Below are 21,317 nucleotides of genomic sequence, written 5' to 3'. Positions count from 1 at the left end.
TCAGGTGACGCTAAGAAAGATGCAGTCGCTGCCGCTATTGCTCGTGCTAAAGCAAAGAAAGCTCAACAAGCGGAATCAGCTACTCAAACCGAAAGTGAAGCTCCAGCTGAAAGTACTGGCGACGCTAAGAAAGATGCTGTTGCTGCAGCTATTGCTCGTGCTAAAGCCAAAAAAGCACAACAAGCTGAATCAGCTACTCAAACCGAAAGTGAAGCTCCGGCTGAAAGCTCTGGCGACGCTAAGAAAGATGCTGTTGCTGCAGCTATCGCTCGTGCTAAAGCCAAGAAAGCTCAACAAGCAGAATCAGCTGCTCAAACCGAAAGTGAAACTCCGGCTGAAAGCTCTGGCGGCCCTAAGAAAGCCGCTGTTGCTGCAGCCATCGCTCGCGCTAAAGCCAAGAAAGCTCAACAAGCTAAGCAAGCCGAGACTGAAGAAACCGCTTCTGAACCTTTAGTTGAAATAAAGGCTGAAACTCGACAAGAGCCCGTCGATCCCAAAAAAGCTGCCGTTGCCGCTGCAATAGCTCGCGCTAAAGCGAAGAAAGCTCAGCAGGTCGAAGCAGAAGCAACCGCTCCTGAACCTGTAGTTGAAATTGAAGTGGAAGCTGAGATTCAATCAGAACCAGTCGATCCTAAAAAAGCAGCGGTTGCTGCAGCGATTGCTCGTGCTAAAGCAAGAAAGGCGCAGCAAGAGCAAGACAAAAAGAATAATGAGGAGAAAGAGTAGTGGCCTTCTTTATCGCCAGCTCACCGCACGCACACAATCGTAGAAGCACCCCTGATCTCATGAAATGGGTCGCTATTTGTGCATTGCCAGGTCTACTAGCTCAAACCTACTTCTTTGGATGGGGTACGCTCATCCAATTAGTATTTGCTATTGCACTTGCTGTTACCTTTGAAGCCGCTGTAACGCTGCTAAGAAAACGTCCGCCAGTGATGGCATTACGTGATTACAGTGCTGTTGTCACCGCTTGGCTACTCAGCGTCGCGATTCCTCCACACTCTCCGTGGTGGATTCTAGTGATAGGCATGTTCTTCGCAATTGTCATCGCGAAACACCTATACGGCGGCCTTGGACAAAATCCATTTAACCCAGCGATGGTCGCTTACGTTGTTTTGCTGATCTCATTCCCAGTTCAGATGACCAGTTGGAATACTCCCGCGAGCTTAACGGCTGAAGCAACCAGTTTTGTTGACTCATTCTTGATGATCTTTACTGGTTTCAATAATGAAGGGTTATCTCTACAGCAAGCTCGTTTAGGGATTGATGGCACCACAATGGCAACGCCACTCGATGCCTTCAAAACCGCACTAACGGCAGGCAACACCGCTTCTGAAGCTCTGTCTCAACCTCAATTTAGCTGGTTAGCTGGCGTGGGTTGGGAATGGGTAAACCTTGCTTACCTTATTGGTGGCTTGGTGCTTATCAAGCAACGCGTGATTCAATGGCATATCCCAGTCGCGTTTCTGGGTAGCTTGACCCTATTTAGCCTAGTGTTCTTGATGTTCACTCCTGGCGAAACCGCATCACCGACCATTCATCTATTGTCTGGTGCGACTATGCTAGGCGCATTTTTCATTGCGACCGATCCAGTTTCAGCATCCACGACAGTCAAAGGTCGCTTGGTGTTTGGTGCTCTGATCGGCGGTTTGGTATTTATCATCCGCAGTTGGGGTGGTTTCCCTGATGGCGTGGCGTTTGCTGTATTGTTAGCCAACATGTGTGTTCCACTGATTGACTACTACACCAAACCTCGTACATACGGCCACTAAAGGGAGCGGATACCATGCTAAATGCAATTAAGAAAAACGGCCTTGTACTCGCGATTTTTGCGTGTGCTTCGACGGGTTTGGTCGCGGTAACTCACTACCTGACCAAAGATCAAATCAAACAACAAGAACAGGCTCAGTTACTGTCTGTGCTTAACCAAGTGATACCACACGATCTGCACGACAACGAGCTGTTTTCGTCTTGTACTTTGGTTCAAGCAGAAGAGCTTGGTACTGAACAAGCGATGCCGGCTTACATTGCTAAAATCAATGGTGAGCCGAGTGCGATTGCGATCGAGGCGATTGCCCCAGACGGCTACAACGGCGCGATTAAAGTGATTGTTGGAATGAAGATCGACGGTACTATTTTAGGTACTCGCGTGCTTTCTCACCAAGAAACGCCAGGTTTGGGTGATAAGATTGATTTGCGTGTAAGTGATTGGATTCTTTCGTTTGCAGGCAAACAAGTTACAGATTCTAATCTTGACCGTTGGAAGGTTCGTAAAGACGGTGGTGACTTTGACCAGTTTACTGGTGCAACCATCACACCAAGAGCGGTCGTGAAGTCAGTCAAACAAGCGGTTCAATACGTTAACCAAAACAACCAAGCATTGCTTGCTCAACCTCTAAATTGTGGTGGTGAATAATGAGTGACCATAAAACACTGATCAAAAATGGCATGTGGGCCAATAACCCTGCCCTAGTGCAACTTCTTGGGTTATGTCCGCTGCTGGCTGTATCGTCAACAGTCACTAACGCACTTGGGCTAGGTATTGCTACCTTGCTTGTACTGGTCGGCTCAAACGTTTCTGTTTCTTTGGTTCGTAACCATGTACCAAAAGAAGTGCGTATCCCAGTATTCGTAATGATCATTGCCTCGCTAGTAACCTGTGTTCAATTGCTGATGAACGCTTACGCCTATGGGCTTTACCTATCTTTAGGTATCTTCATCCCACTGATCGTAACCAACTGCATCATCATTGGCCGAGCGGAAGCCTTCGCGTCTAAAAACGAAGTTTTACCTGCTGCTCAAGATGGTTTCTGGATGGGGCTTGGCATGACATCGGTACTGGTTGTATTGGGTGCAATGCGTGAGGTTATTGGTAACGGAACTCTATTTGATGGCGCAGACCTACTCCTTGGTGATTGGGCTTCGGTGTTACGAATCCAGATATTCCAATTTGATAACAGCTTCTTGTTAGCCCTGCTACCACCCGGTGCCTTCATTGGTGTTGGTTTCTTGATTGCTTTGAAAAACATCATCGACAACCAAGCTAAATCTAGACAGCCAAAACAAGAAAAACCAGCTATTGAACGCGCTCGCGTTACCAATGCCTGATAAGTTACAGTAGCTTAAATCCTGCTGAGTAGCTCAACAGCTCAGCAGGTAAATAGATTGACCAAGTACACATAATAATGACGCTCATAAGAGCGCGTAACCGATGATAAAGCCTGAACCATTGCGAAACTTGTTATTTTAAAACGAGTAAGTTTGAAAGAACTTCGCCGGAACTCAAGCCCTAACTATTTGAAAGTAATGTCGCTATGAACAATGTAAAACGAGTAGAAATACTTGAGCGTTTGAGAGAAAACAATCCAAAGCCAGAGACTGAGCTTAACTGGAACAGTCCATTCGAGTTGCTCATCGCCGTGCTCTTATCTGCGCAGGCAACCGATGTCAGCGTCAACAAAGCCACTGATAAGCTTTACCCTGTGGCTAATACTCCACAGGCTATTTTCGATCTAGGTGTCGATGGCCTAAAAGAGTACATCAAGACCATTGGCCTGTTTAACTCAAAAGCAGAAAACACCATCAAAACATGTCGTATGCTGCTTGACCTACATAATGGTGAAGTACCGGAAGATCGCGCTGCATTAGAAGCCCTTCCAGGCGTTGGCCGCAAAACTGCAAACGTAGTGTTAAATACCGCCTTCGGTTGGCCAACGATTGCCGTTGATACTCACATCTATCGTGTATCAAACCGCACTAAGCTAGCAATGGGTAAAACGGTCGATGATGTTGAAGCTAAGCTACTTAAAGTCATCCCAAAAGAATTCAAACTGGATGTCCACCATTGGCTCATTCTTCATGGACGTTACACCTGTGTGGCGCGTAAACCACGCTGTGGCAGCTGTATCATTGAAGACTTGTGTGAGTTCAAGGAAAAAACCGACGTCTAGGCTAGCTCTAAGCGAATGAAGCTAAGAAGCTAAGAAGCTAAGAAGCTAAGAAGCTAAACAATGCCGCATTTTTCTAGCGGCATAAAACAGAATTACAAAAACGTATACATAATTAAAGCTAGGAGCAAATCATGTCAAACGGCCGTATTTTACACACCATGCTACGCGTTGGTGATCTAGACAAGTCTATCGAGTTCTACACTAATGTAATGGGCATGCAGCTGTTACGTAAGAACGAGAATAAAGAGTACGAATACACACTGGCTTTCGTTGGCTTTGGTGACGAATCTCAAGGCGCTGTGATTGAGCTGACTTACAACTGGGGCACGACTGAATATGACCTTGGCTCAGCTTTTGGTCACGTTGCTATCGGAGTTGATGACATCTACACAACGTGTGACGCGATTAAAGCAGCAGGCGGTAATGTGACACGTGAAGCGGGCCCTGTAAAAGGCGGCTCTACTCACATCGCATTCGTTAAAGATCCTGACGGCTACATGATTGAGCTTATTCAGAACAAACAAGCAAGTGCTGGTCTAGAAGGTTAACCCTTCGTAGCCTCTGCAATATTTGGCTATGGAATAAACACTATAAGCGAGCATAAAGCTCGCTTTTTTTGTAGCTCTATTAATAATCGATATTCTTTACTAATTATTACAACATTCTCACTGATGAAACTTTACATGATAATAATTATCATTTAAATTAAGTCCCCTATTGATTAGTGAGGTAACACAATGATTAGCGAATGGGAAAAACACACGTTACTTGCCGATACGGCATTGCAGCTCGACGATCCTGTACGAAGTATTCTTCACTATCAGCAAGCACTGAACTTAAGCGAAGAAATCACTGAGCGTACCGATATTCAGGCTGACGAACGCCTACTGATCTCGGTGATCTCTTGTCACAATCTCGCGCAATTCTGGCGATGGGCTGGTGATACCGAATACGAGCTCAAGTATCTTCAATTGGCTTCAGAAAAAGTACTGACACTGATCCCGCAATGTCCCAATACGCAATGTTCAAGCTTCATTGACTCAATTGGTTGCTGTAAGAAAGCCCTTATCGATTTCATGAAACGCCATCCCAACCCTAAAATTGCTTCTATGGTGGAAAAGATCGATACCGCGACCAACTGTGAAATGATCGCCCGCTTCCGCTTGAACTAAACAAATTACGTTTAAACAACGACTCAAATTTAAAATATAAAAAAGCCCGTCATCAGTGAAGACGGGCTTTGTCATTTCAAAACGAGCTATTGTTCAGATTACACCTGTGTGCGACCTAAAGAGATAACAACACGTCGGTTTTTGTCTTTACCAATTGGCGAGTTGTTGTCAGCAATTGGACGACGCTTACCATAACCTTGTACTTGAATACGGTCTTCTGGCAAGCCTAGAGATTTAAAGTACTCTCTTAATGATTCCGCTCTGCGCTCTGAAAGATTCTGGCTAATACCTTTGCTATCGACGGAATCGGTGTATGTAGCCACCAGCACAAGGTCGATGTCTTGGTTATAGCGAACATAGTCGGCAATCTGGCTGAGTCTCTTACGTGAAGACTTATTCAACTGATCGCTGTTACGATCGTAGTGCAAGATAGTAAAAGAGATATCTTCGAAGCTGTAAGGCAATAAGTTGGCGATACAGTCACTGAACACATTGTACTTCTCTTGGAATAATACCGATGATAGTGCAACTTCGATTCGCTGATCTCGGCTCTGCCACTCTTGATAGCTGAATGTCGGGTAACGCCCTTTCTCCAACTCACTCAAAATACCCCAAGCGGTTTGACCACCAACATAGCCATCAAATTGTTGGAAGAACTTAATGGTCGTCATGCGGTCAGCACTTTCGCCCGGACGCCAAGCTGGCGGCATAGAGATCAAGCTTACATTGCGTGTCGCACCCATTGGGCGACGCATTTTAAGCTCAAAATCCAAAATGATTTTTTTACTCGCGCGAGATGAAAACTCAGCATCACCGAAGTTGGGGATAGGGTGAACCAAGCGACATTCTAGTGGCGTGTTAGCCACCATCTCCCACGTCGACTGTAGAGGAGATGCTCCGTAACGCTTTGCTTGTGCCAATACCGATGACGACATAAGTAGCGAAAATAGCATTGAACCTGTTATGAGTTGTTTCTTCATAAAGTGGAGTATCTCTTAAGCAATTCGTTTAACAATGCAGCCAATTGCCGCATTTTTCCATCACGTTTGAATATGCAATTATCAAGCCGAAATAGGTCGGCTAATTTATGATTTATTGCCCTTCCCTAGTTTTTATCACTGCTATTATCTGCAATAATGCTGCCTTAATCACACATATTTGGGCTAACATGACTGTAGAAAACGAAGCTCTGACCCTTAAAAAACGCTTTCGTGGCTATTTCCCAGTGGTCATCGACGTGGAAACCGCAGGGTTTAACGCTGAAACCGATGCATTATTAGAAATCTGTGCCATTACACTAAGAATGGATGAGAACGGAGATCTGCACCCTGCATCAACGCTTCATTTTCACATTGAGCCTTTTGAAGGCGCAAATATAGAGCAGGCAGCATTAGACTTTAACGGAATTAAAGACCCATTTAGCCCATTACGTGGTGCTGTGTCGGAACAAGAAGCCCTTAAAGAAATCTACAAGCTTGTGAGAAAAGAACAAAAAGCTTCAGATTGCAGTCGCGCAATCATGGTCGCTCACAATGCTACGTTCGATTTAAACTTCGTTAATACAGCAAGTGAGCGTTGTAAGCTTAAACGCGTCCCTTTCCATCCATTTGCAACTTTTGACACTGCAGCCCTTAGTGGTCTTGCCTACGGTCAAACCGTTTTGGCTAAAGCTTGCCGCACTGCGGGGATGGAATTTGACAACAAAGAAGCACACTCTGCTTTGTATGATACGCAAAAAACCACAGAGTTATTTTGCGGCATAGTAAACAAATGGAAAGCCCTTGGTGGTTGGCCTCTTGTTGACGAAGAATAACAAATAGAGTCGGTAAACGTTCACTCGTATTGCCTTCATAAAAAACACAACATCCCGAGAATAATATGAATCCTGTTGTAATTTCAGTTTGCATCATGCTTGTTTTAGCTTTGATGCGCGTAAACGTTGTCGTGGCTCTCACGTTCAGCGCAATTATCGGTGGCGTAGCCTCTGGTATGAGTGTGAACGATGCTGTAGCAGCGTTCGAAAGTGGATTAGGTGGCGGTGCAACTATCGCACTTAGCTACGCAATGCTTGGTACCTTTGCTGTTGCTATCTCTCGTTCTGGTATCACAGATCTACTTGCTCAAAGCGTCATTAAGCGCATTCACGGCAAAGAGAACAGTGCGGCATCTAATGGTCTAAAATATGGCATCCTTGCGTCTTTGATCTTAGTGACCATGTCTTCGCAAAACGTGATTCCTGTGCATATCGCCTTCATCCCAATTTTAATCCCACCTCTATTAGGCGTATTCGCAAAAATGAACCTAGATCGTCGTCTGGTTGCGTGTGTACTTACTTTTGGCCTGATTACTCCGTATATGGTCCTACCTATCGGTTTTGGTGGCATCTTCCTAAACAACATCCTGCTTAAAAACCTTCACGACAACGGTCTTGAAAACGTAGTAGCAAGCCAAGTACCAATGGCGATGTTGTTACCGGCTGCAGGCATGATCTTTGGTCTTCTTACAGCAGTATTCTTTACTTACCGTAAGCCACGTCAATACAAAGAAACGTCTCATACTGTTGTTTCAACCGAAGTGAAAGAGATCAACAAGAAGCACATCCTAGTGGCTGCTGCGGGTATTGTTGCTGCACTAACGGTTCAACTATCGACAGGTTCTATGATCATCGGTGCTTTGGCTGGTTTCATGGTATTCACCTTCGGTGGTGTAATCGCTTGGAAAGAGACACACGATGTCTTCACTAAGGGCGTTCACATGATGGCAATGATCGGTTTCATCATGATTGCAGCGGCAGGTTTTGCAGCGGTAATGAAGCAAACAGGTGGCGTTGAATCTTTGGTTGAAGCGCTTTCAACCAGCATCGGTGACAACAAGCCTCTAGCGGCACTGCTTATGCTAATTGTTGGTCTATTGGTAACTATGGGTATTGGTTCTTCGTTCTCTACGATTCCAATCCTTGCAACTATCTACGTTCCACTAGCAGCAGCATTTGGTTTCTCACCTATGGCAACGATCGCTCTAGTAGGTACAGCTGCTGCGCTTGGTGATGCTGGCTCTCCAGCTTCTGACTCAACCTTAGGTCCAACATCGGGTCTTAATGCTGATGGTCAACACGAGCACGTATGGGAAACCGTAGTACCGACGTTCCTACACTACAACATCCCACTGATCGTATTCGGTTGGATTGCAGCTATGGTTCTGTAGTTAAAGAATCCTACGCTCACTTTTATAAAGACCGCCTCGTGCGGTCTTTTTTGTATATAGTATCTTTCCCCTTTTATTTCTAACTTTAGAAACACGCTAACCTTCTGAACCAACATCACTCCCTATACACTATTCCGTACGTATTGATGTGCAACTTGTGGCTATTCATTGAATTCACTCCTACACTTAAGTGTTTAATAAATAAGCCGCTAATTCATAGACGACAAAGTGGCAAGGCTCAATACGTCAGAAGGCTACTATATGGATATACTCGCCCGATCGCGCTACCTCATCGTTGATGACAGCAGCGTCATTCAAAGTGCTACCCGCGCACTACTTATCAAGTTAGGCGTGCCTAACAACAATGTGATTAGCGCATCCAATGCACAAAACGCGATTGAGGCTTGTCGCGCACATCGATTCGACATCTTATTAGTTGACCACGATTTAGGCTCAGGAAGCAATGGCTTGCAGTTGCTTGAGTTCTTGCAGCAAAAAGAATTAATCAGGCCACAAACGATCGTCTTTATCGTCACTGGCAATGACAGCCAAGATACCTTCTTTGGTTATGCTAACTTAGAACCTGATGGTTATTTGATTAAGCCAATACGTGCAGATGACATCATAAAAAGAGTCACATCCGCACTCTCTCGGCAGCAATACTTTTCGACATTAGAGCAGGCCTTTTTAAAGAATGGCCTCAATGCGGTAAAGCCACTCTTTGGCAAAGCCCCTGACCCGTCGACACTGAAAGATGCCATTATTTATATGGCGAATATTCTGATAAAAAGCCAACAACTCGATGACGCACAAGCCATGTTGAATGGGCTTTTGCAGCTCCATGATTACCTGCCCGCTAAAGTTAAGCTCATTGAAATACATATCCTCAAGCAGCACTATCACGACGCACTCCGTCAAATCGATGGTCTAATAGAAAGCAACCCTCGCAATATCAAACTTCAGCAACTTAAGGTCAAGATCTGTCTCAATACCAGTGATTTAGATTCCGCGAGCGAACTGATTGACCAAGTACTCACCGTGAACAGCAGTAATATTGAGTTAACCAACACCATGGTCTGGCTGCAGTTGCTAGATAAAAATGTCACACAAGCGACCCAACATCTCAAATCTCTCGCACAACTCATTCCTCACTCAGTTTGGGATTCTACAGGTAAGCGAGCACTCATCTTATGGGCGGATAGTTTGGCGCTCACCCACGAAGAACTAACACTTTGGAAACCTGAAGCCACTTGGCAGAGGCTTTCTCACTCTGAAAAGTCTTACGCATTGAGCAAGCCGCTTCTAAAGCTTTGTCGTACCTTACAACTGATTCAACTCGATCAACATGAGGTTGCAACAGAGTGCATTGAGAGTATTTCGATAAACGAGTTTTCAGGCAATGATGTCGACGCGTTCTTCTTGTTGGCGCTGTGTTATCAAGCCTTAGGATTACAAGACAAAGTCGTTCAAATAAAGCGCCAAATTGACGTTCATTTAAAAGCGGATCACACGAACCTTGCTCTACTTCAACGTATGGCATTGCAGCAAGCTGATAATTTTTCACTCCCCACACTAACTAAAGCCCCTTTGGCTGCCGTTAGTTAAGCATGGCGATACTCTAAAATCAGCAAGCAAACGACAGGATGTCTTTATGCAAAACAGCGCTTCAAAAACGAAAACGTGGTGTGTCGCCTTTTTATTGAGTTGTCTTTCACTGTTGATGTGGCCACTGCTCACCTTTGCCGAAAACACCCCACCAGGGAACACATCACCCGCTAGCTCCTTAGCAAACAAAACAGAGAACTCATCGAGTGACCAAGTCATATTGCGGGTTGGCCTACCTTCTTACGACATGGTCCCCTACAGCTATCAACATAAGACTCCCTCAGGCAACACTGTTTCTGAAGGGCTACTCATCAGTATGTTGGATCAGGTAGCGGTAAATGCAGGTTTCCAATATCAGATTAAGTTGTATTCAACATTTAGTGATGTACTGAGTGCATTCGAAAGAGGTGAATTAGATCTGCTAGTCGGTGTCTCTTCGACCAAGGAGCGCCATAATTACATGACTTTTAGTGAGCCGATGTTTTCCATAAGACGAGCGGTGATTACCCAAAATAGAAAAATAAACGATTTAGGTGCGTTGGCAACCGCCAACCTAGCATTGGAGAAAGGGTTTGCGCTCAATGATCTTCTTCCTAGCCTGCTTCCTGATAGTCAAATTACAACATTAGACAGTACGCAAGCGGCATTCACGGCAATTCAGGAGGATAGCGTGGATGCGTACATTGGCGATGCGCTTGCACTTTCTGCGTTATTACGAGAACAGCCTCGAGACTCACTCACACTATCAGTTCTTCCTGACCTTCCAGCTGACCACTTGCACTTCGCGGTCAAAAAAGGAAAGCACAGATTGCTTAGCCGAATCAATTTCGCTTTACAGGACATTAAGGAAGGCTCACTGCAATCTATTTATAATCAATGGCTTGCTCCGTCACAACATTCGATGCTGCTGAACTATGGAACATTGAATTTAACCCAAGATGAAAAGAACTGGCTCGACAGCAACCCTTCCATCCCCGTAGGCACACACTCCAATTGGTACCCTTACGACTTTACCAATGAGCAACAGCAACACTCAGGCTTATCTGCTGACATCTTAAACCTAATAAGTAATGTGCTTGGCGTGTCATTCGAAAGTACCACTTACCTAACACCAGAAGCGGCCGAGGTCGCGTTCAATAATGGTGAGACAATGGTGCTAACCAACATCACACCAACCACAGATAAAGCCCGATACATGGACTTCACTCAAGCTTACAGTTTTGAACCTTGGGTGTTATTGAGTCGCTCTGATCGCTTAGGCAACTTTGCGCCAAGTGGCACCGAAGCTGTTGGTGTGATTGAAAATTCTGGAGGCTCAACAGTTCTGCCTTCTCTCTGCCTTACTTGCCTAGCCGTCCCTTACATCAATCACGTCAGCGCTTTCCAAGCATTACAGAAAGACGACATCAGTTTCGCGCTTGCTTCACTTCATCATGCTGCACCTTTATTGCATCAAGACTATGTAGGGCAATTCAAAATCACTGGCACCATTAATGAGCAAAACAGCGCACCACTAGCTCTCGCAGTGAACTTCCGCCATCCCATGCTGTTGAGTATTCTCAACAAAACCATTGGAGCACTGCCTGCCAATGAATTAGAGCGCTTGGAAAGCAAATGGTTAACCTATGAATACCAAGAAGGCTTATCACCACGCGAAGTCGCTAAATGGTCGGTGATCATCGGGCTTGGGATCTTTGTGGTCATTTTCGTGATCGTATTTTGGAACCGAAAAATGGCGGCTGAAATCGAGCAGAGAAAGATCGCCGAGCAGAGAGCAAAAGCAGCAGAAGCCCATTTGCAAACGCTGGCCGACAACATTGATGGGGTCGTGCTTAAACATATTCAAACGCACCCTCGACAGCCTTTAGATATCCGGTTTAGCTTTGTCAGTGCAGGTGTAAGCGATATGTTCGGCTTATCCGTGGATAACGTAAAAGAGCACCCTCAACACCTGTTTGATCTGATCGCAGAGGATGACTTGCCCCAGTTTGAAACCAGTATGCTCGAAGCTATTGAAACCGGGCATTGGGAAAATGAACAGCGAATGCAGTTAGAATCAGGTCAAACTAAATGGGTGAAATTTAATAGCCAAGTATCGAACAGCAAAACCATTGAGTGGAATACGGTGATAACAGACATCACCCTACTAAAAAAACAACAGCAAGCTTTAGACAACGCACGCCAAAAAGCAGAAAGTGCAACGGCTGCAAAGTCGCAATTCTTAGCGACCATTAGCCACGAGGTTCGCACCCCGATTAGTGGGATCTTAGGGCTGTTGGAATTAATGCAGGAACATCAGCTGAGTGAAGAGTTACTGAACTTACACGGTGGATTGAATCAGTCAGCTCGGAACTTACTGCACATCGTTAATGACGTACTCGATTACTCCAAGATTGAAGCAGGAAAACTGGATCTTAACCCGACCGAAATTGAGCTCGGCAAAGTACTCGCCCGTATCGTGCAACCGCAATCCATTCATGCACAGCAAAAAGGCTTAGCCTTCCACTATTGGCAAGACCCAAACCTCGCTCAGTGGATGTTTGCAGACGATATACGACTCCATCAGATTCTAAACAATTTCCTTAACAATGCGATTAAGTTCACCGAACATGGCACTATTTCATTGCATATTGATGTGATTGAGCAGAACGAACATCAGCAGAAAATTAGCCTAACGGTTTCCGACACGGGCATCGGCATCCCGAAAGACAGACAACAAAGCTTATTCCAACCTTTTGAACAAGTCGACAAAACCACTAGCCGCCGTTTTGGTGGCACAGGGCTTGGACTATCTATCGCTTTGAAATTGATAGAACAGATGGATGGCAACATAGAACTGTCGAGTGAAGAAGGAAAAGGCAGCCACTTTACGGTTACCGTCACCCTCCCAACTTGTACCCCTGAACATGCAGTAAGCAACGCTTTGGCTCTACGACAAACGCTGATTTTCCCTTCAGAGGGTGAGAATTCTATTGAGCTAGATGTCGGTAATCACTCAAGCGAGGTATACGTCGTCGGCTACGTTCTGCAACAAGAAGAGCTGTGTCGATATCTGAAACACTTCGATCTTGAACCAAAAGTTCTGCACATTAATCAAAAGCACTTACTCAAAGAGATGGTCGTCAAACATCAGCCCAAACACATCTTTGTGGCGATGTCGGTTTGGCAACAACTGGCGATTAGCGATGCTTGGATTCAGCAGCATACGGGTTCAACACGCTTCACCGTAATCAACCAAAACCCAATGCTCTCACCAGAGCCTTTAGGTAACTCTTGGTGCTTGTCGGTAAATCCGCTGCTGCCCGATAACCTTGTTCATGTTTTAACGAAACCCGTCAGTCACAACAATCTAATCCCATCATTAGACAACGAAACCATAGTGCCTATCGCCATCGAGACTCGCGAACAAGCCGAGAGTAATGGCCGACTGATTCTTGTTGCGGAAGACCACCCGATCAATCAGCAAGTCATCGCCAAGCAGCTTGAGAGTATTGGTGTCCACGCTGATATTTTCGATAACGGAGTGCTAGCGCTGAATGCTTTAAAAAATAAACGTTATGGTTTGCTTCTCACCGATTGCCATATGCCGGAGATGGACGGTTACACGCTTGCCTCAAGCATTCGTCAGATAGAACAACGCAATGAAGAACTAAATCAAGAAACTCAAAAGTTGCCTATCGTCGCGTTGACGGCGAATGCGGTTCAGGGTGAAGATGCCAACTGTTATGCACACGGCATGGATGATTTCCTAGTTAAACCTGTTTCCATTAAGCAAATGAAGCTGACCATTGAAAAATGGCTACCCGCAATCCACGATTTAGATCCGACGCTTGAAACCGATATTTCTGATGCAGAAAAGCCAGACTCGCAAAATCAGGACACAAGCTCTTCGTCAAACGCTTTACCTGCAGCTCAAGAAACCAATGAGTTTTCGATGCTGTTCCAAGGCATTGAACAGAGCTTTGCGGAATCGGCAGAAAATAACAACTCAGAGACAATCGAAGATGTTGACCCCACGGTCCCTCAAGATTCACTCCACGAGACCAATAGCCCCATCATCAACTACACCGCGCTCTACGATCTATTTGAAGATCACGATGTGGTGATGACCTTACTCGACGAGTTTGCCGCAAGTTTTCTTGCAGATAATGAACAGATAAAAGCCCAGTGGGCTAATAAGGAATATAAGGGACTAAAAACCACATCACACCGACTCAAAGGTGCTGCTAAAATGGTGGCATGTGACGCGATTGCTTCTCCGCTCGCAATCATTGAAGCACAAGCAAACGACCTAGTAACCGAAGCCACAGACTTAGATCAAGTCGAATCAGAAATTGAAGCATCAATCTCGGAAGCAACTAACACATTCGAACGGTTTACAGAGGAGATAAACCAACTACGTCAGACAAAAGAAAAGGCTTACTCTTATGAGTAAGCCTTAGAGGTTATTGCGTCAATACAGACAGCTCTCGCCGGATTATGCAGCGGGAGCGTTATTCACTAGAATTTCGCGAATAGACTTAAGTGTCGCTTCAGTTGAATGGTAATCCAATTCAACTTCACTAAAGATACCGTTTACCTCAAGCATTAAGGTTGGGTAAGAATGCACACCCATCGCTTCTTTAAAACCTAACTGGTCATCTAACTCGCTTTCCAATAGCTTACTAGAAAGGTCATTTTCAAACTGTTGTACATTCATCCCTAGCTCTTGAGCTAACTGCAAATGCGTTTCTTGGCTATGAGGCAGCATCGCACGAAGGTAGTAAGCGTGTTGGATCGCTTCAAGCATTGCTTCGTAGTGATCTTGAAAACCAGCAGCGATCACTGCACGACACGCTGGGTAAGTGCTGCGAACTGGTTGGCATTCAGTCCAAAACTCATGATTAAATTCAGTACCCAGCTTAGCTTCAATCTGCTTCCAAATAGCCTGAAGCTTGCCTTTCATCTCTTCTGACATCGGCTCTTCAGAATCCGGAGCCAAACCACCGACTACGTAGCTAAACTCAATGCTCGCTGGCAATTGTTGTTTTAATAACTCAAGCGTTGGCTTGTAGCCCCAACACCAGCTGCACATTGGATCATGCACATAATGAAGTTTTACGTTCATTGTTCATTCCTTATCGAGTCTTTGTTGAACCATTCAAACGAAAAAAGGAGCCTAATTAAGGCCCCTTCCATTCAATATTTAAGCACCAAGGCCTAAAGCTTACTCAGCGTCGTCGCCAGCTACTTTAGCAGCGGCTTCTTTAACGATTGGCTGAAGCTCACCCTTTTGGAACATCTCAAGAATGATATCACAACCACCGATTAGCTCACCTTCAACCCAAAGTTGTGGGAACGTTGGCCATTGTGCGTAAGCTGGAAGCTCTGCACGGATATCAGGGTTTTGTAGGATATCTACGTAAGCAAATTTTTCACCACATGCCATTAGCGCTTGAGACGCTTGAGAAGAGAAACCACAGCTAGGTAGCTTAGGAGAACCTTTCATGTACAGTAGAATAGTGTTTTCTTCAATTTGCTGTTTGATTTTATCGATAGTTTCCATTGCTTCCTCGTTAATGGATTACGGCTTTCATTGCCTTTATTCTACCCCAAACCAAAAGAATAAAAACCATATAAAAAAAGAGGTTAACCAGTTAAGCTAACAATTCACACAAAAGTGATGAATTAAGCTTTTAATAAAGTAAAAACTTGCTAAACTATATCGCAAGTCAGCAAATTGACCGTGGTTGGCAATATAGCGAGCCATGAATAATAATATCACTGGAAGCAATCGAAAGAGTTAACTCTTTCATATCAATGGAGAATTGAGCAATGGCATTTGAACTACCGGCTCTTCCTTACGCGAAAGACGCGCTAGAACCACACATCTCAGCAGAAACGCTAGATTTCCACCACGGTAAGCACCACAACACTTACGTTGTTAAGCTAAACGGTCTTATCCCAGGTACTGAGTTTGAAGGCAAAACACTAGAAGAAATCGTTAAGACTTCTACTGGTGGTGTTTTCAATAACGCTGCTCAAATCTGGAACCACACGTTCTACTGGCACTGTCTTGCTCCTAAAGCAGGCGGCGAACCAACAGGCGCGGTTGCAGAAGCGATCAACGCTGCATTCGGTTCTTTCGAAGAATTCAAAGCGAAATTCACTGATTCAGCAATCAACAACTTCGGTTCTTCTTGGACTTGGTTAGTTAAGAAAGCTGACGGTTCTCTAGACATCGTTAACACTTCTAACGCTGCGACTCCTCTAACAGAAGAAGGTGTTACTCCACTTCTAACTGTTGACCTATGGGAACACGCTTACTACATCGATTTCCGCAATGTTCGCCCTGACTACATGGCTGCATTCTGGAACCTAGTAAACTGGTCTTTCGTAGAAGAGAACCTAGCTAAGTAATTATTACTTACGCTGCGCTATTTATAGCAAGTTATCTATTGAAAGCTCATGCCTCGGCGTGAGCTTTTTTGTATCTGTCGTATTCTAATCAATGCGAACATTGCGAAACGAACTAGCAGATCAAGCCTACTTTTCAACCTATTCTTACCTTTCTCAATCGCCCTACATAAATTCGTTATTTGCCTGTAATTAAACTCTAAAGTTTGCCAACTCCATGCCGTTAAAGGTGTATCCAATGAGAGGCAGCATGCAAATACATACTTTAGACAAAGCAGGAATCATCAACGAACTGAAGTTCGGCATCGGGATCAGCCAAGCGGTTGAGCAAGGTCGCCGTGCAGATTTTGCGTTGCTGTTGTCTATGTTTTCTAATGATGTTCGCGACTGTACTCCCATCGACACCATTGACGTCACTGAAACGACTGAAGATCGCTTACGTAAGCAATTTGGCGTAGCAGAACCGCAACAACTGCGTTCAAACCAATCGTCGTATGAAATTTCAGCGCAACAATCGAATCACTTTCATCAAGCTAGCCTTGCCAGCGCCAAGCTAAGCCACTACTTGAAGCCTGAAGCACTTGCTTTCATGCCAGAAGATACCGCCGACTTCCCCGAAGAGGTTTACCAAAACCTTTCTGGTCATGACCGGCGTAAACTGGCAAGTAAACAGTTACCTGATTTACCAAATGCGACGCTCTACAACGAGCTGTCGACAGCTCAACGTCAGTATCAGATTCAGGCGCAAGTATAGCCGCTGCCTAGCCTTCCTCTTTCTCGCTCAATATTCACGACTGCTCTTTGTTCGATCTCGCTTTTTTAATGATTGATGTAGGCAATATGAACCATCACCTTTGGTCATCATCAAAACCGGAGATGTCGGTTAACACTTGAAGTTACTGTAAAATGTGACCTGCCACAAAGTTCATAAAAAGTTATCAATGGGTACACCTTAGTTTGAGCCAATTCACACCCGCTGTATGAAATTTAACCCATCATTATCCAACATGGACGATTTGCTTAGGTACTGGGATGGAAATAAAAAGCTCAATTATATTGGTAACATCTGCCGGCTCGCGATTGGGAGGAACGATTGCGAATCACTTTGTTAACCTTGGAGCCACTGTCATCCTTTGTGATAAAGACGCAAAAGCACTTCAGGCGACTTATTTACAATGTGCCCGCTTCTCCGACTCTGTTTACCATTACACGCTCGAAGGGAATGACAGCCAAGCTATCCTCAGCGTATTTGATTTTATTCAAGCCACCTTTAACACTACACCCGATGTTCTGGTCAACAATTGGATAAGTTCCCCAATGCCTAGTCTAATTGGCGATCAGCCTGTCAGTAGCTTTATCAATGATCTGTCTGCTATGGCATCGACCCTTTTCGCATTTGGGCAAATCAGTGCAGAGAGGTTACGAGAGCAAGACAAAGAAGGCGTAATTGTGAATGTGATATCTCACGATGACTTTCATGATGTGTCAGGCTTAGAGAGCGCAAACTCCATGATTACCGGCTTTACCCATAGCTGGGCGAAAGAACTGACGCCATTTGGTATTCGAGTCGGCGGTGTTGTCCCTGCCGTTCATAACTCCGAAGGCAAGCTCAATGGGTGTCACTGGGCACAACTGCAAGACGAACTGACCAGAACAACGGAATACATTGTCTCTAATGATTACTTTAGCGGACGGGTTGTAGCTGCAGAGGTGTAAGCGTCTGCGGAGGTGTAAATGGATAATAAAAAATAAACCTATTTCAATTCACATAAAAAAAGCCCCAACCTTTCGGTTGGGGCTTTGAATTTCCCGATAGATAAGTATCGTGCTAGCGAAAACCTATCTCAAACTAATGCTTACTTATTATGCGTTAGCTTTTTCTTTTTTAGCTTTTGGTGCTGCTTTTTCTTCAGCTGGCTTTTGGTCAGCTTTCTTCAAAATTACAGTCGTACCTTCAAAAGTTTCACCTTCAACGTATGCTTTACCGAAGTAAGACGTTGTTAGAACTTCTTTAAGCTCAGTGATTAGAGGGTAACGTGGGTTAGCACCTGTACACTGGTCATCGAACGCTTCAACAGCTAGCTCGTCTAGTTTAGCGATGAAGTCAGACTCGTTAACACCCGCAGCCTGGATAGACAGTGGGATGTCTAGGTCAACTTTAAGCTCTTCTAACCAAGTCAGTAGACGTTCAATCTTCTGAGCAGTACGGTCACCAGCTTGGCTTAGGCCTAGATGGTCAGCAACTTCAGCATAACGACGACGTGCTTGTGGGCGGTCGTACTGAGAGAATGCAGTCTGCTTGGTTGGGTTATCGTTCGCGTTGTAACGTACAACGTTTGAGATAAGTAGTGCGTTTGCAAGACCGTGTGGTAGGTGGAACTCAGCACCAATTTTGTGAGCCATTGAGTGACATACACCTAGGAATGCGTTCGCAAAGGCAATACCAGCAATCGTTGCAGCGTTGTGTACTTTCTCACGAGCGATTGGGTCTGCTGAACCGTTTTTGTAGCTTGATGGTAGGTATTCTTTAAGCATCTTAAGAGCTTGTAGAGCTTGACCATCTGAGTATTCGTTCGCAAGAACTGATACGTAAGCTTCAAGAGCGTGAGTTACTGCATCGTAACCACCGAACGCTGTTAGAGACTTAGGCATGTTCATTACTAGGTTAGCATCAACAACAGCCATGTTTGGCGTGATTTCGTAATCCGCTAGCGGGTACTTAGCACCTGTTTTGTCGTCAGTAACAACCGCGAATGGCGTAACTTCTGAACCCGTACCTGAAGTAGTAGTGATACATACTAGCTCAGCTTTTTTACCCATTTTAGGGAACTTGTAGATACGTTTACGGATATCCATAAAGCGCATTGCCAGTTCTTCGAAGTGAGTTTCTGGGTGCTCGTACATAACCCACATGATCTTAGCAGCATCCATTGGAGAACCGCCACCTAGAGCAAGGATTACGTCAGGTTGGAAGCTCTTCATTGCTTCAGCGCCTTTCTCAACAACAGACAGTGTTGGATCCGCTTCTACATCGAAGAATACTTGAACTTCAATACCTTGCGCTTTCAGAATTTGTACTACATCGTCTGCGTAGCCGTTGTTGAATAGGAAACGGTCCGTTACTAGGAATGCGCGTTTCTTACCTTCTAGGTCGCTCATAGCGATTGGAAGGCTGCCACGACGGAAGTAGATAGACTTAGGTAGTTTGTGCCACAACATATTTTCAGCTCGCTTCGCTACAGTTTTCTTGTTGATAAGGTGCTTAGGACCTACGTTCTCAGAGATAGAGTTACCACCCCATGAACCACAACCAAGAGTTAGAGAAGGCGCAACGTTAAAGTTGTACAGGTCACCGATACCACCGTGAGTAGTCGGGATGTTGATTAGGATACGAGCCGTCTTCATCTTGTCACCGAAGTAACGGATGCGATCTGCGTTTACGTCTTGGTTAGTGTAAAGACCAGATGTGTGACCGATACCACCGATTTCAACCATAGTTACTGCTTGAGCAACAGCGTCTTCGAAATCGTCTGCGCGGAATAGACCTAGAGTTGGAGACAGTTTCTCGTGAGCAAATTCGTCATCGTAAGAAACTTTACCAAGGCCTTCACCTACAAGTACTTTTGTATCAGCAGGAACTTTAACACCCGCCATTTCAGCGATTGCAGGAGCAGGTTGACCTACGATTTTAGCGTTTAGGTTGCCGTCGATAAGAAGAACTTTACGTACTTTATCTGCGTCAGCTTTAGATAAAACGTGAGCTTTGTGAGAAGCAAAACGCTCTTTAACTTCGTCATATACTTCGCTAACTACGATTGCAGCTTGCTCAGAAGCACATACAACACCGTTATCGAATGTTTTAGACATAAGGATAGATGCTACTGCACGTTTGATGTCAGCTGTTTCATCGATAACTACAGGAACGTTACCAGCACCAACACCGATAGCAGGCTTACCAGAAGAGTATGCTGCTTTAACCATGCCTGGACCACCAGTAGCAAGGATAAGTGCGATACCGTCGTGCTTCATCAGCGCGTTAGAAAGCTCTACAGATGGTTGGTCGATCCAACCGATGATGTCTTTTGGTGCACCCGCTGCTACAGCTGCGTCTAGAACAAGCTTCGCCGCGTCATTAGTTGAGTTCTTTGCACGTGGGTGTGGCGAGAAGATGATGCCGTTACGTGTTTTAAGAGAGATTAGAGATTTGAAGATTGCTGTAGAAGTTGGGTTCGTTGTTGGAACGATACCACAGATGATACCTACAGGCTCAGCGATAGTCATTGTGCCTAGGCTTTCATCTTCATCAAGAATGCCACATGTTTTTTCGTCTTTGTATTTGTTGTAGATAAATTCAGATGCAAAGTGGTTTTTGATAACCTTATCTTCAACAATACCCATTCCAGATTCAGCAACTGCTTGTTGTGCAAGTGGGATACGAGCGTGGTTAGCAGCAAGAGAAGCTGCGCGGAAGATTGCGTCTACTTTCTCTTGAGAGAATGTTGCAAACTCTTCTTGTGCTGCTTTAACGCGTGCTACTAGAGCATCAAGTTCCGCTAAGTTAGTTACAGGCATGGTGGATCTCCTAAAATAATAAATATTAAAAACTTTTTATTAATTTCGCTGCTTGCTTTTAACCTCAAACAACAACGTTCTTAGTAAATTGCTTTCAGGACTGAGTATATTATTTCACAGTGTGAAAAAAATTGACCCAGATCAGTTACCCAAAAAGAATTAACCAAAAAGTAGTAAGGCAATCGCAAAAACATGCTTAAGATGATGATTTATATAGATTAAAATCACACTTTTCGTTAGTTCAAAAAACAAGCAAACAGACAAACTTTTTCTACATAGAGTCATAAACTGTAAAAAAGTTTCATTTTTAGTCAGTTAAATTACATGTATACAGCCATATTCGTGCTACTGAGAGTATATCCATACCGTTGCACGGGCTAGATTTTGACATAATTTTTATTAAATTCGTGCGGCAGTT

Annotated in this window: 17 protein-coding genes and 1 pseudogene; 14 read left to right on the top strand and 4 right to left on the bottom strand. The window is 44.7% G+C overall.

Annotation, left to right across the window (positions count from 1 at the left end; all coding sequences use genetic code 11):
• From AB4180_RS01185 to AB4180_RS01155, 7 genes and pseudogenes are all read left to right on the top strand, one after another.
• Positions 1–726: pseudogene (locus AB4180_RS01185) on the top strand (electron transport complex subunit RsxC); the annotation flags it as partial.
• Complete coding sequence (rsxD, locus tag AB4180_RS01180; RefSeq protein WP_102249331.1) at positions 726–1,772, top strand: electron transport complex subunit RsxD; 1,047 nt, start codon at positions 726–728, stop codon at positions 1,770–1,772. The pseudogene AB4180_RS01185 and the gene rsxD, both read left to right, overlap by 1 nt.
• A gap of 14 nt (positions 1,773–1,786) precedes the next feature.
• On the top strand, positions 1,787–2,416 hold the full coding sequence (gene rsxG, locus AB4180_RS01175; RefSeq protein WP_012603532.1) for an electron transport complex subunit RsxG: 630 nt from the start codon (positions 1,787–1,789) through the stop codon (positions 2,414–2,416).
• Positions 2,416–3,108: an electron transport complex subunit E gene (locus AB4180_RS01170; RefSeq protein ID WP_017088559.1), complete on the top strand. Its 693-nt coding sequence runs from the start codon at positions 2,416–2,418 to the stop codon at positions 3,106–3,108. The genes rsxG and AB4180_RS01170 overlap by 1 nt, the downstream gene beginning before the upstream one ends.
• A gap of 206 nt (positions 3,109–3,314) precedes the next feature.
• Positions 3,315–3,950, top strand: coding sequence for an endonuclease III (gene nth, locus AB4180_RS01165; RefSeq protein WP_010437137.1), 636 nt, complete (start codon positions 3,315–3,317; stop codon positions 3,948–3,950).
• A 131-nt stretch (positions 3,951–4,081) separates the two neighbouring features.
• Positions 4,082–4,498 carry a lactoylglutathione lyase gene (gene gloA / locus AB4180_RS01160; protein ID WP_004734046.1) on the top strand — a complete coding sequence of 139 codons (417 nt, stop codon included), beginning with the start codon at positions 4,082–4,084 and terminating at the stop codon, positions 4,496–4,498.
• 189 nt (positions 4,499–4,687) lie between these two features.
• The gene (locus tag AB4180_RS01155; RefSeq protein WP_004734047.1) at positions 4,688–5,122 is read left to right on the top strand and encodes a DUF2753 domain-containing protein; all 435 of its coding nucleotides are present in this window, start codon (positions 4,688–4,690) and stop codon (positions 5,120–5,122) included.
• Between the two features lie 98 nt (positions 5,123–5,220).
• Here AB4180_RS01155 and motY read toward each other — a convergent pair whose 3' ends face one another.
• Entirely contained in the window at positions 5,221–6,102 is an 882-nt protein-coding gene (gene motY / locus AB4180_RS01150) for a flagellar protein MotY (RefSeq protein WP_065677932.1), read from the bottom strand.
• A gap of 188 nt (positions 6,103–6,290) precedes the next feature.
• Here motY and rnt point away from each other — a divergent pair, with 188 nt between their 5' ends.
• From rnt to AB4180_RS01130, 4 genes are all read left to right on the top strand, one after another.
• Positions 6,291–6,935 (top strand): ribonuclease T, encoded by a 645-nt coding sequence (gene rnt, locus AB4180_RS01145; protein ID WP_102249330.1) that lies wholly within the window; start codon positions 6,291–6,293, stop codon positions 6,933–6,935.
• A 65-nt stretch (positions 6,936–7,000) separates the two neighbouring features.
• On the top strand, positions 7,001–8,326 hold the full coding sequence (locus AB4180_RS01140) for a Na+/H+ antiporter family protein (RefSeq protein WP_012603527.1): 1,326 nt from the start codon (positions 7,001–7,003) through the stop codon (positions 8,324–8,326).
• 261 nt (positions 8,327–8,587) lie between these two features.
• Positions 8,588–9,931 carry a response regulator gene (locus AB4180_RS01135; RefSeq protein ID WP_241909254.1) on the top strand — a complete coding sequence of 448 codons (1,344 nt, stop codon included), beginning with the start codon at positions 8,588–8,590 and terminating at the stop codon, positions 9,929–9,931.
• A gap of 46 nt (positions 9,932–9,977) precedes the next feature.
• Positions 9,978–14,366 carry a transporter substrate-binding domain-containing protein gene (locus AB4180_RS01130; protein ID WP_102249328.1) on the top strand — a complete coding sequence of 1,463 codons (4,389 nt, stop codon included), beginning with the start codon at positions 9,978–9,980 and terminating at the stop codon, positions 14,364–14,366.
• A gap of 42 nt (positions 14,367–14,408) precedes the next feature.
• Here AB4180_RS01130 and AB4180_RS01125 read toward each other — a convergent pair whose 3' ends face one another.
• Positions 14,409–15,038 carry a DsbA family protein gene (locus AB4180_RS01125; RefSeq protein ID WP_012603524.1) on the bottom strand — a complete coding sequence of 210 codons (630 nt, stop codon included), beginning with the start codon at positions 15,036–15,038 and terminating at the stop codon, positions 14,409–14,411.
• Positions 15,039–15,137: 99 nt separating this feature from the next.
• Positions 15,138–15,476, bottom strand: a complete 339-nt coding sequence (locus tag AB4180_RS01120) for a Grx4 family monothiol glutaredoxin (RefSeq protein ID WP_009848715.1) — start codon at positions 15,474–15,476, stop codon at positions 15,138–15,140.
• Positions 15,477–15,745: 269 nt separating this feature from the next.
• Between AB4180_RS01120 and sodB the strand changes: the two genes are divergently transcribed.
• The 3 genes from sodB to AB4180_RS01105 all read left to right on the top strand — a co-directional run bounded on the left by sodB (position 15,746) and on the right by AB4180_RS01105 (position 18,043).
• The gene (gene sodB / locus AB4180_RS01115) at positions 15,746–16,330 is read left to right on the top strand and encodes a superoxide dismutase [Fe] (protein WP_004734050.1); all 585 of its coding nucleotides are present in this window, start codon (positions 15,746–15,748) and stop codon (positions 16,328–16,330) included.
• Positions 16,331–16,577: 247 nt separating this feature from the next.
• On the top strand, positions 16,578–17,081 hold the full coding sequence (locus AB4180_RS01110; RefSeq protein WP_269146599.1) for a VC2046/SO_2500 family protein: 504 nt from the start codon (positions 16,578–16,580) through the stop codon (positions 17,079–17,081).
• A gap of 278 nt (positions 17,082–17,359) precedes the next feature.
• Entirely contained in the window at positions 17,360–18,043 is a 684-nt protein-coding gene (locus tag AB4180_RS01105) for an SDR family oxidoreductase (protein WP_017099967.1), read from the top strand.
• 147 nt (positions 18,044–18,190) lie between these two features.
• Here AB4180_RS01105 and adhE read toward each other — a convergent pair whose 3' ends face one another.
• Positions 18,191–20,899 (bottom strand): bifunctional acetaldehyde-CoA/alcohol dehydrogenase, encoded by a 2,709-nt coding sequence (adhE, locus tag AB4180_RS01100; protein WP_017098217.1) that lies wholly within the window; start codon positions 20,897–20,899, stop codon positions 18,191–18,193.
• Between the last annotated feature and the right edge of the window lie 418 nt (positions 20,900–21,317).

Source organism: Vibrio sp. 10N.286.49.C3, from assembly GCF_041469545.1.
GTDB classification, from domain to species: Bacteria; Pseudomonadota; Gammaproteobacteria; order Enterobacterales; family Vibrionaceae; genus Vibrio; species Vibrio tasmaniensis_A.
Note: the sequence above shows the minus strand (reverse complement) of the source record. Positions and strands in the feature narration are given on the sequence as shown.

What these genes read in the sequence shown, in the direction of transcription:
- AB4180_RS01170 (WP_017088559.1), top strand. Translation starts at nt 2,416, where the DNA reads ATGAGTGACCATAAAACACTGATCAAAAATGGCATGTGGGCCAATAAC.
- sodB (WP_004734050.1), top strand. Translation starts at nt 15,746, where the DNA reads ATGGCATTTGAACTACCGGCTCTTCCTTACGCGAAAGACGCGCTAGAA.
- rsxG (WP_012603532.1), top strand. Translation starts at nt 1,787, where the DNA reads ATGCTAAATGCAATTAAGAAAAACGGCCTTGTACTCGCGATTTTTGCG.
- AB4180_RS01120 (WP_009848715.1), bottom strand. Translation starts at nt 15,476, where the DNA reads ATGGAAACTATCGATAAAATCAAACAGCAAATTGAAGAAAACACTATT.
- rnt (WP_102249330.1), top strand. Translation starts at nt 6,291, where the DNA reads ATGACTGTAGAAAACGAAGCTCTGACCCTTAAAAAACGCTTTCGTGGC.
- AB4180_RS01105 (WP_017099967.1), top strand. Translation starts at nt 17,360, where the DNA reads ATGGAAATAAAAAGCTCAATTATATTGGTAACATCTGCCGGCTCGCGA.
- adhE (WP_017098217.1), bottom strand. Translation starts at nt 20,899, where the DNA reads ATGCCTGTAACTAACTTAGCGGAACTTGATGCTCTAGTAGCACGCGTT.
- nth (WP_010437137.1), top strand. Translation starts at nt 3,315, where the DNA reads ATGAACAATGTAAAACGAGTAGAAATACTTGAGCGTTTGAGAGAAAAC.
- AB4180_RS01125 (WP_012603524.1), bottom strand. Translation starts at nt 15,038, where the DNA reads ATGAACGTAAAACTTCATTATGTGCATGATCCAATGTGCAGCTGGTGT.
- motY (WP_065677932.1), bottom strand. Translation starts at nt 6,102, where the DNA reads ATGAAGAAACAACTCATAACAGGTTCAATGCTATTTTCGCTACTTATG.
- AB4180_RS01130 (WP_102249328.1), top strand. Translation starts at nt 9,978, where the DNA reads ATGCAAAACAGCGCTTCAAAAACGAAAACGTGGTGTGTCGCCTTTTTA.
- AB4180_RS01110 (WP_269146599.1), top strand. Translation starts at nt 16,578, where the DNA reads ATGCAAATACATACTTTAGACAAAGCAGGAATCATCAACGAACTGAAG.
- gloA (WP_004734046.1), top strand. Translation starts at nt 4,082, where the DNA reads ATGTCAAACGGCCGTATTTTACACACCATGCTACGCGTTGGTGATCTA.
- AB4180_RS01140 (WP_012603527.1), top strand. Translation starts at nt 7,001, where the DNA reads ATGAATCCTGTTGTAATTTCAGTTTGCATCATGCTTGTTTTAGCTTTG.
- AB4180_RS01155 (WP_004734047.1), top strand. Translation starts at nt 4,688, where the DNA reads ATGATTAGCGAATGGGAAAAACACACGTTACTTGCCGATACGGCATTG.
- AB4180_RS01135 (WP_241909254.1), top strand. Translation starts at nt 8,588, where the DNA reads ATGGATATACTCGCCCGATCGCGCTACCTCATCGTTGATGACAGCAGC.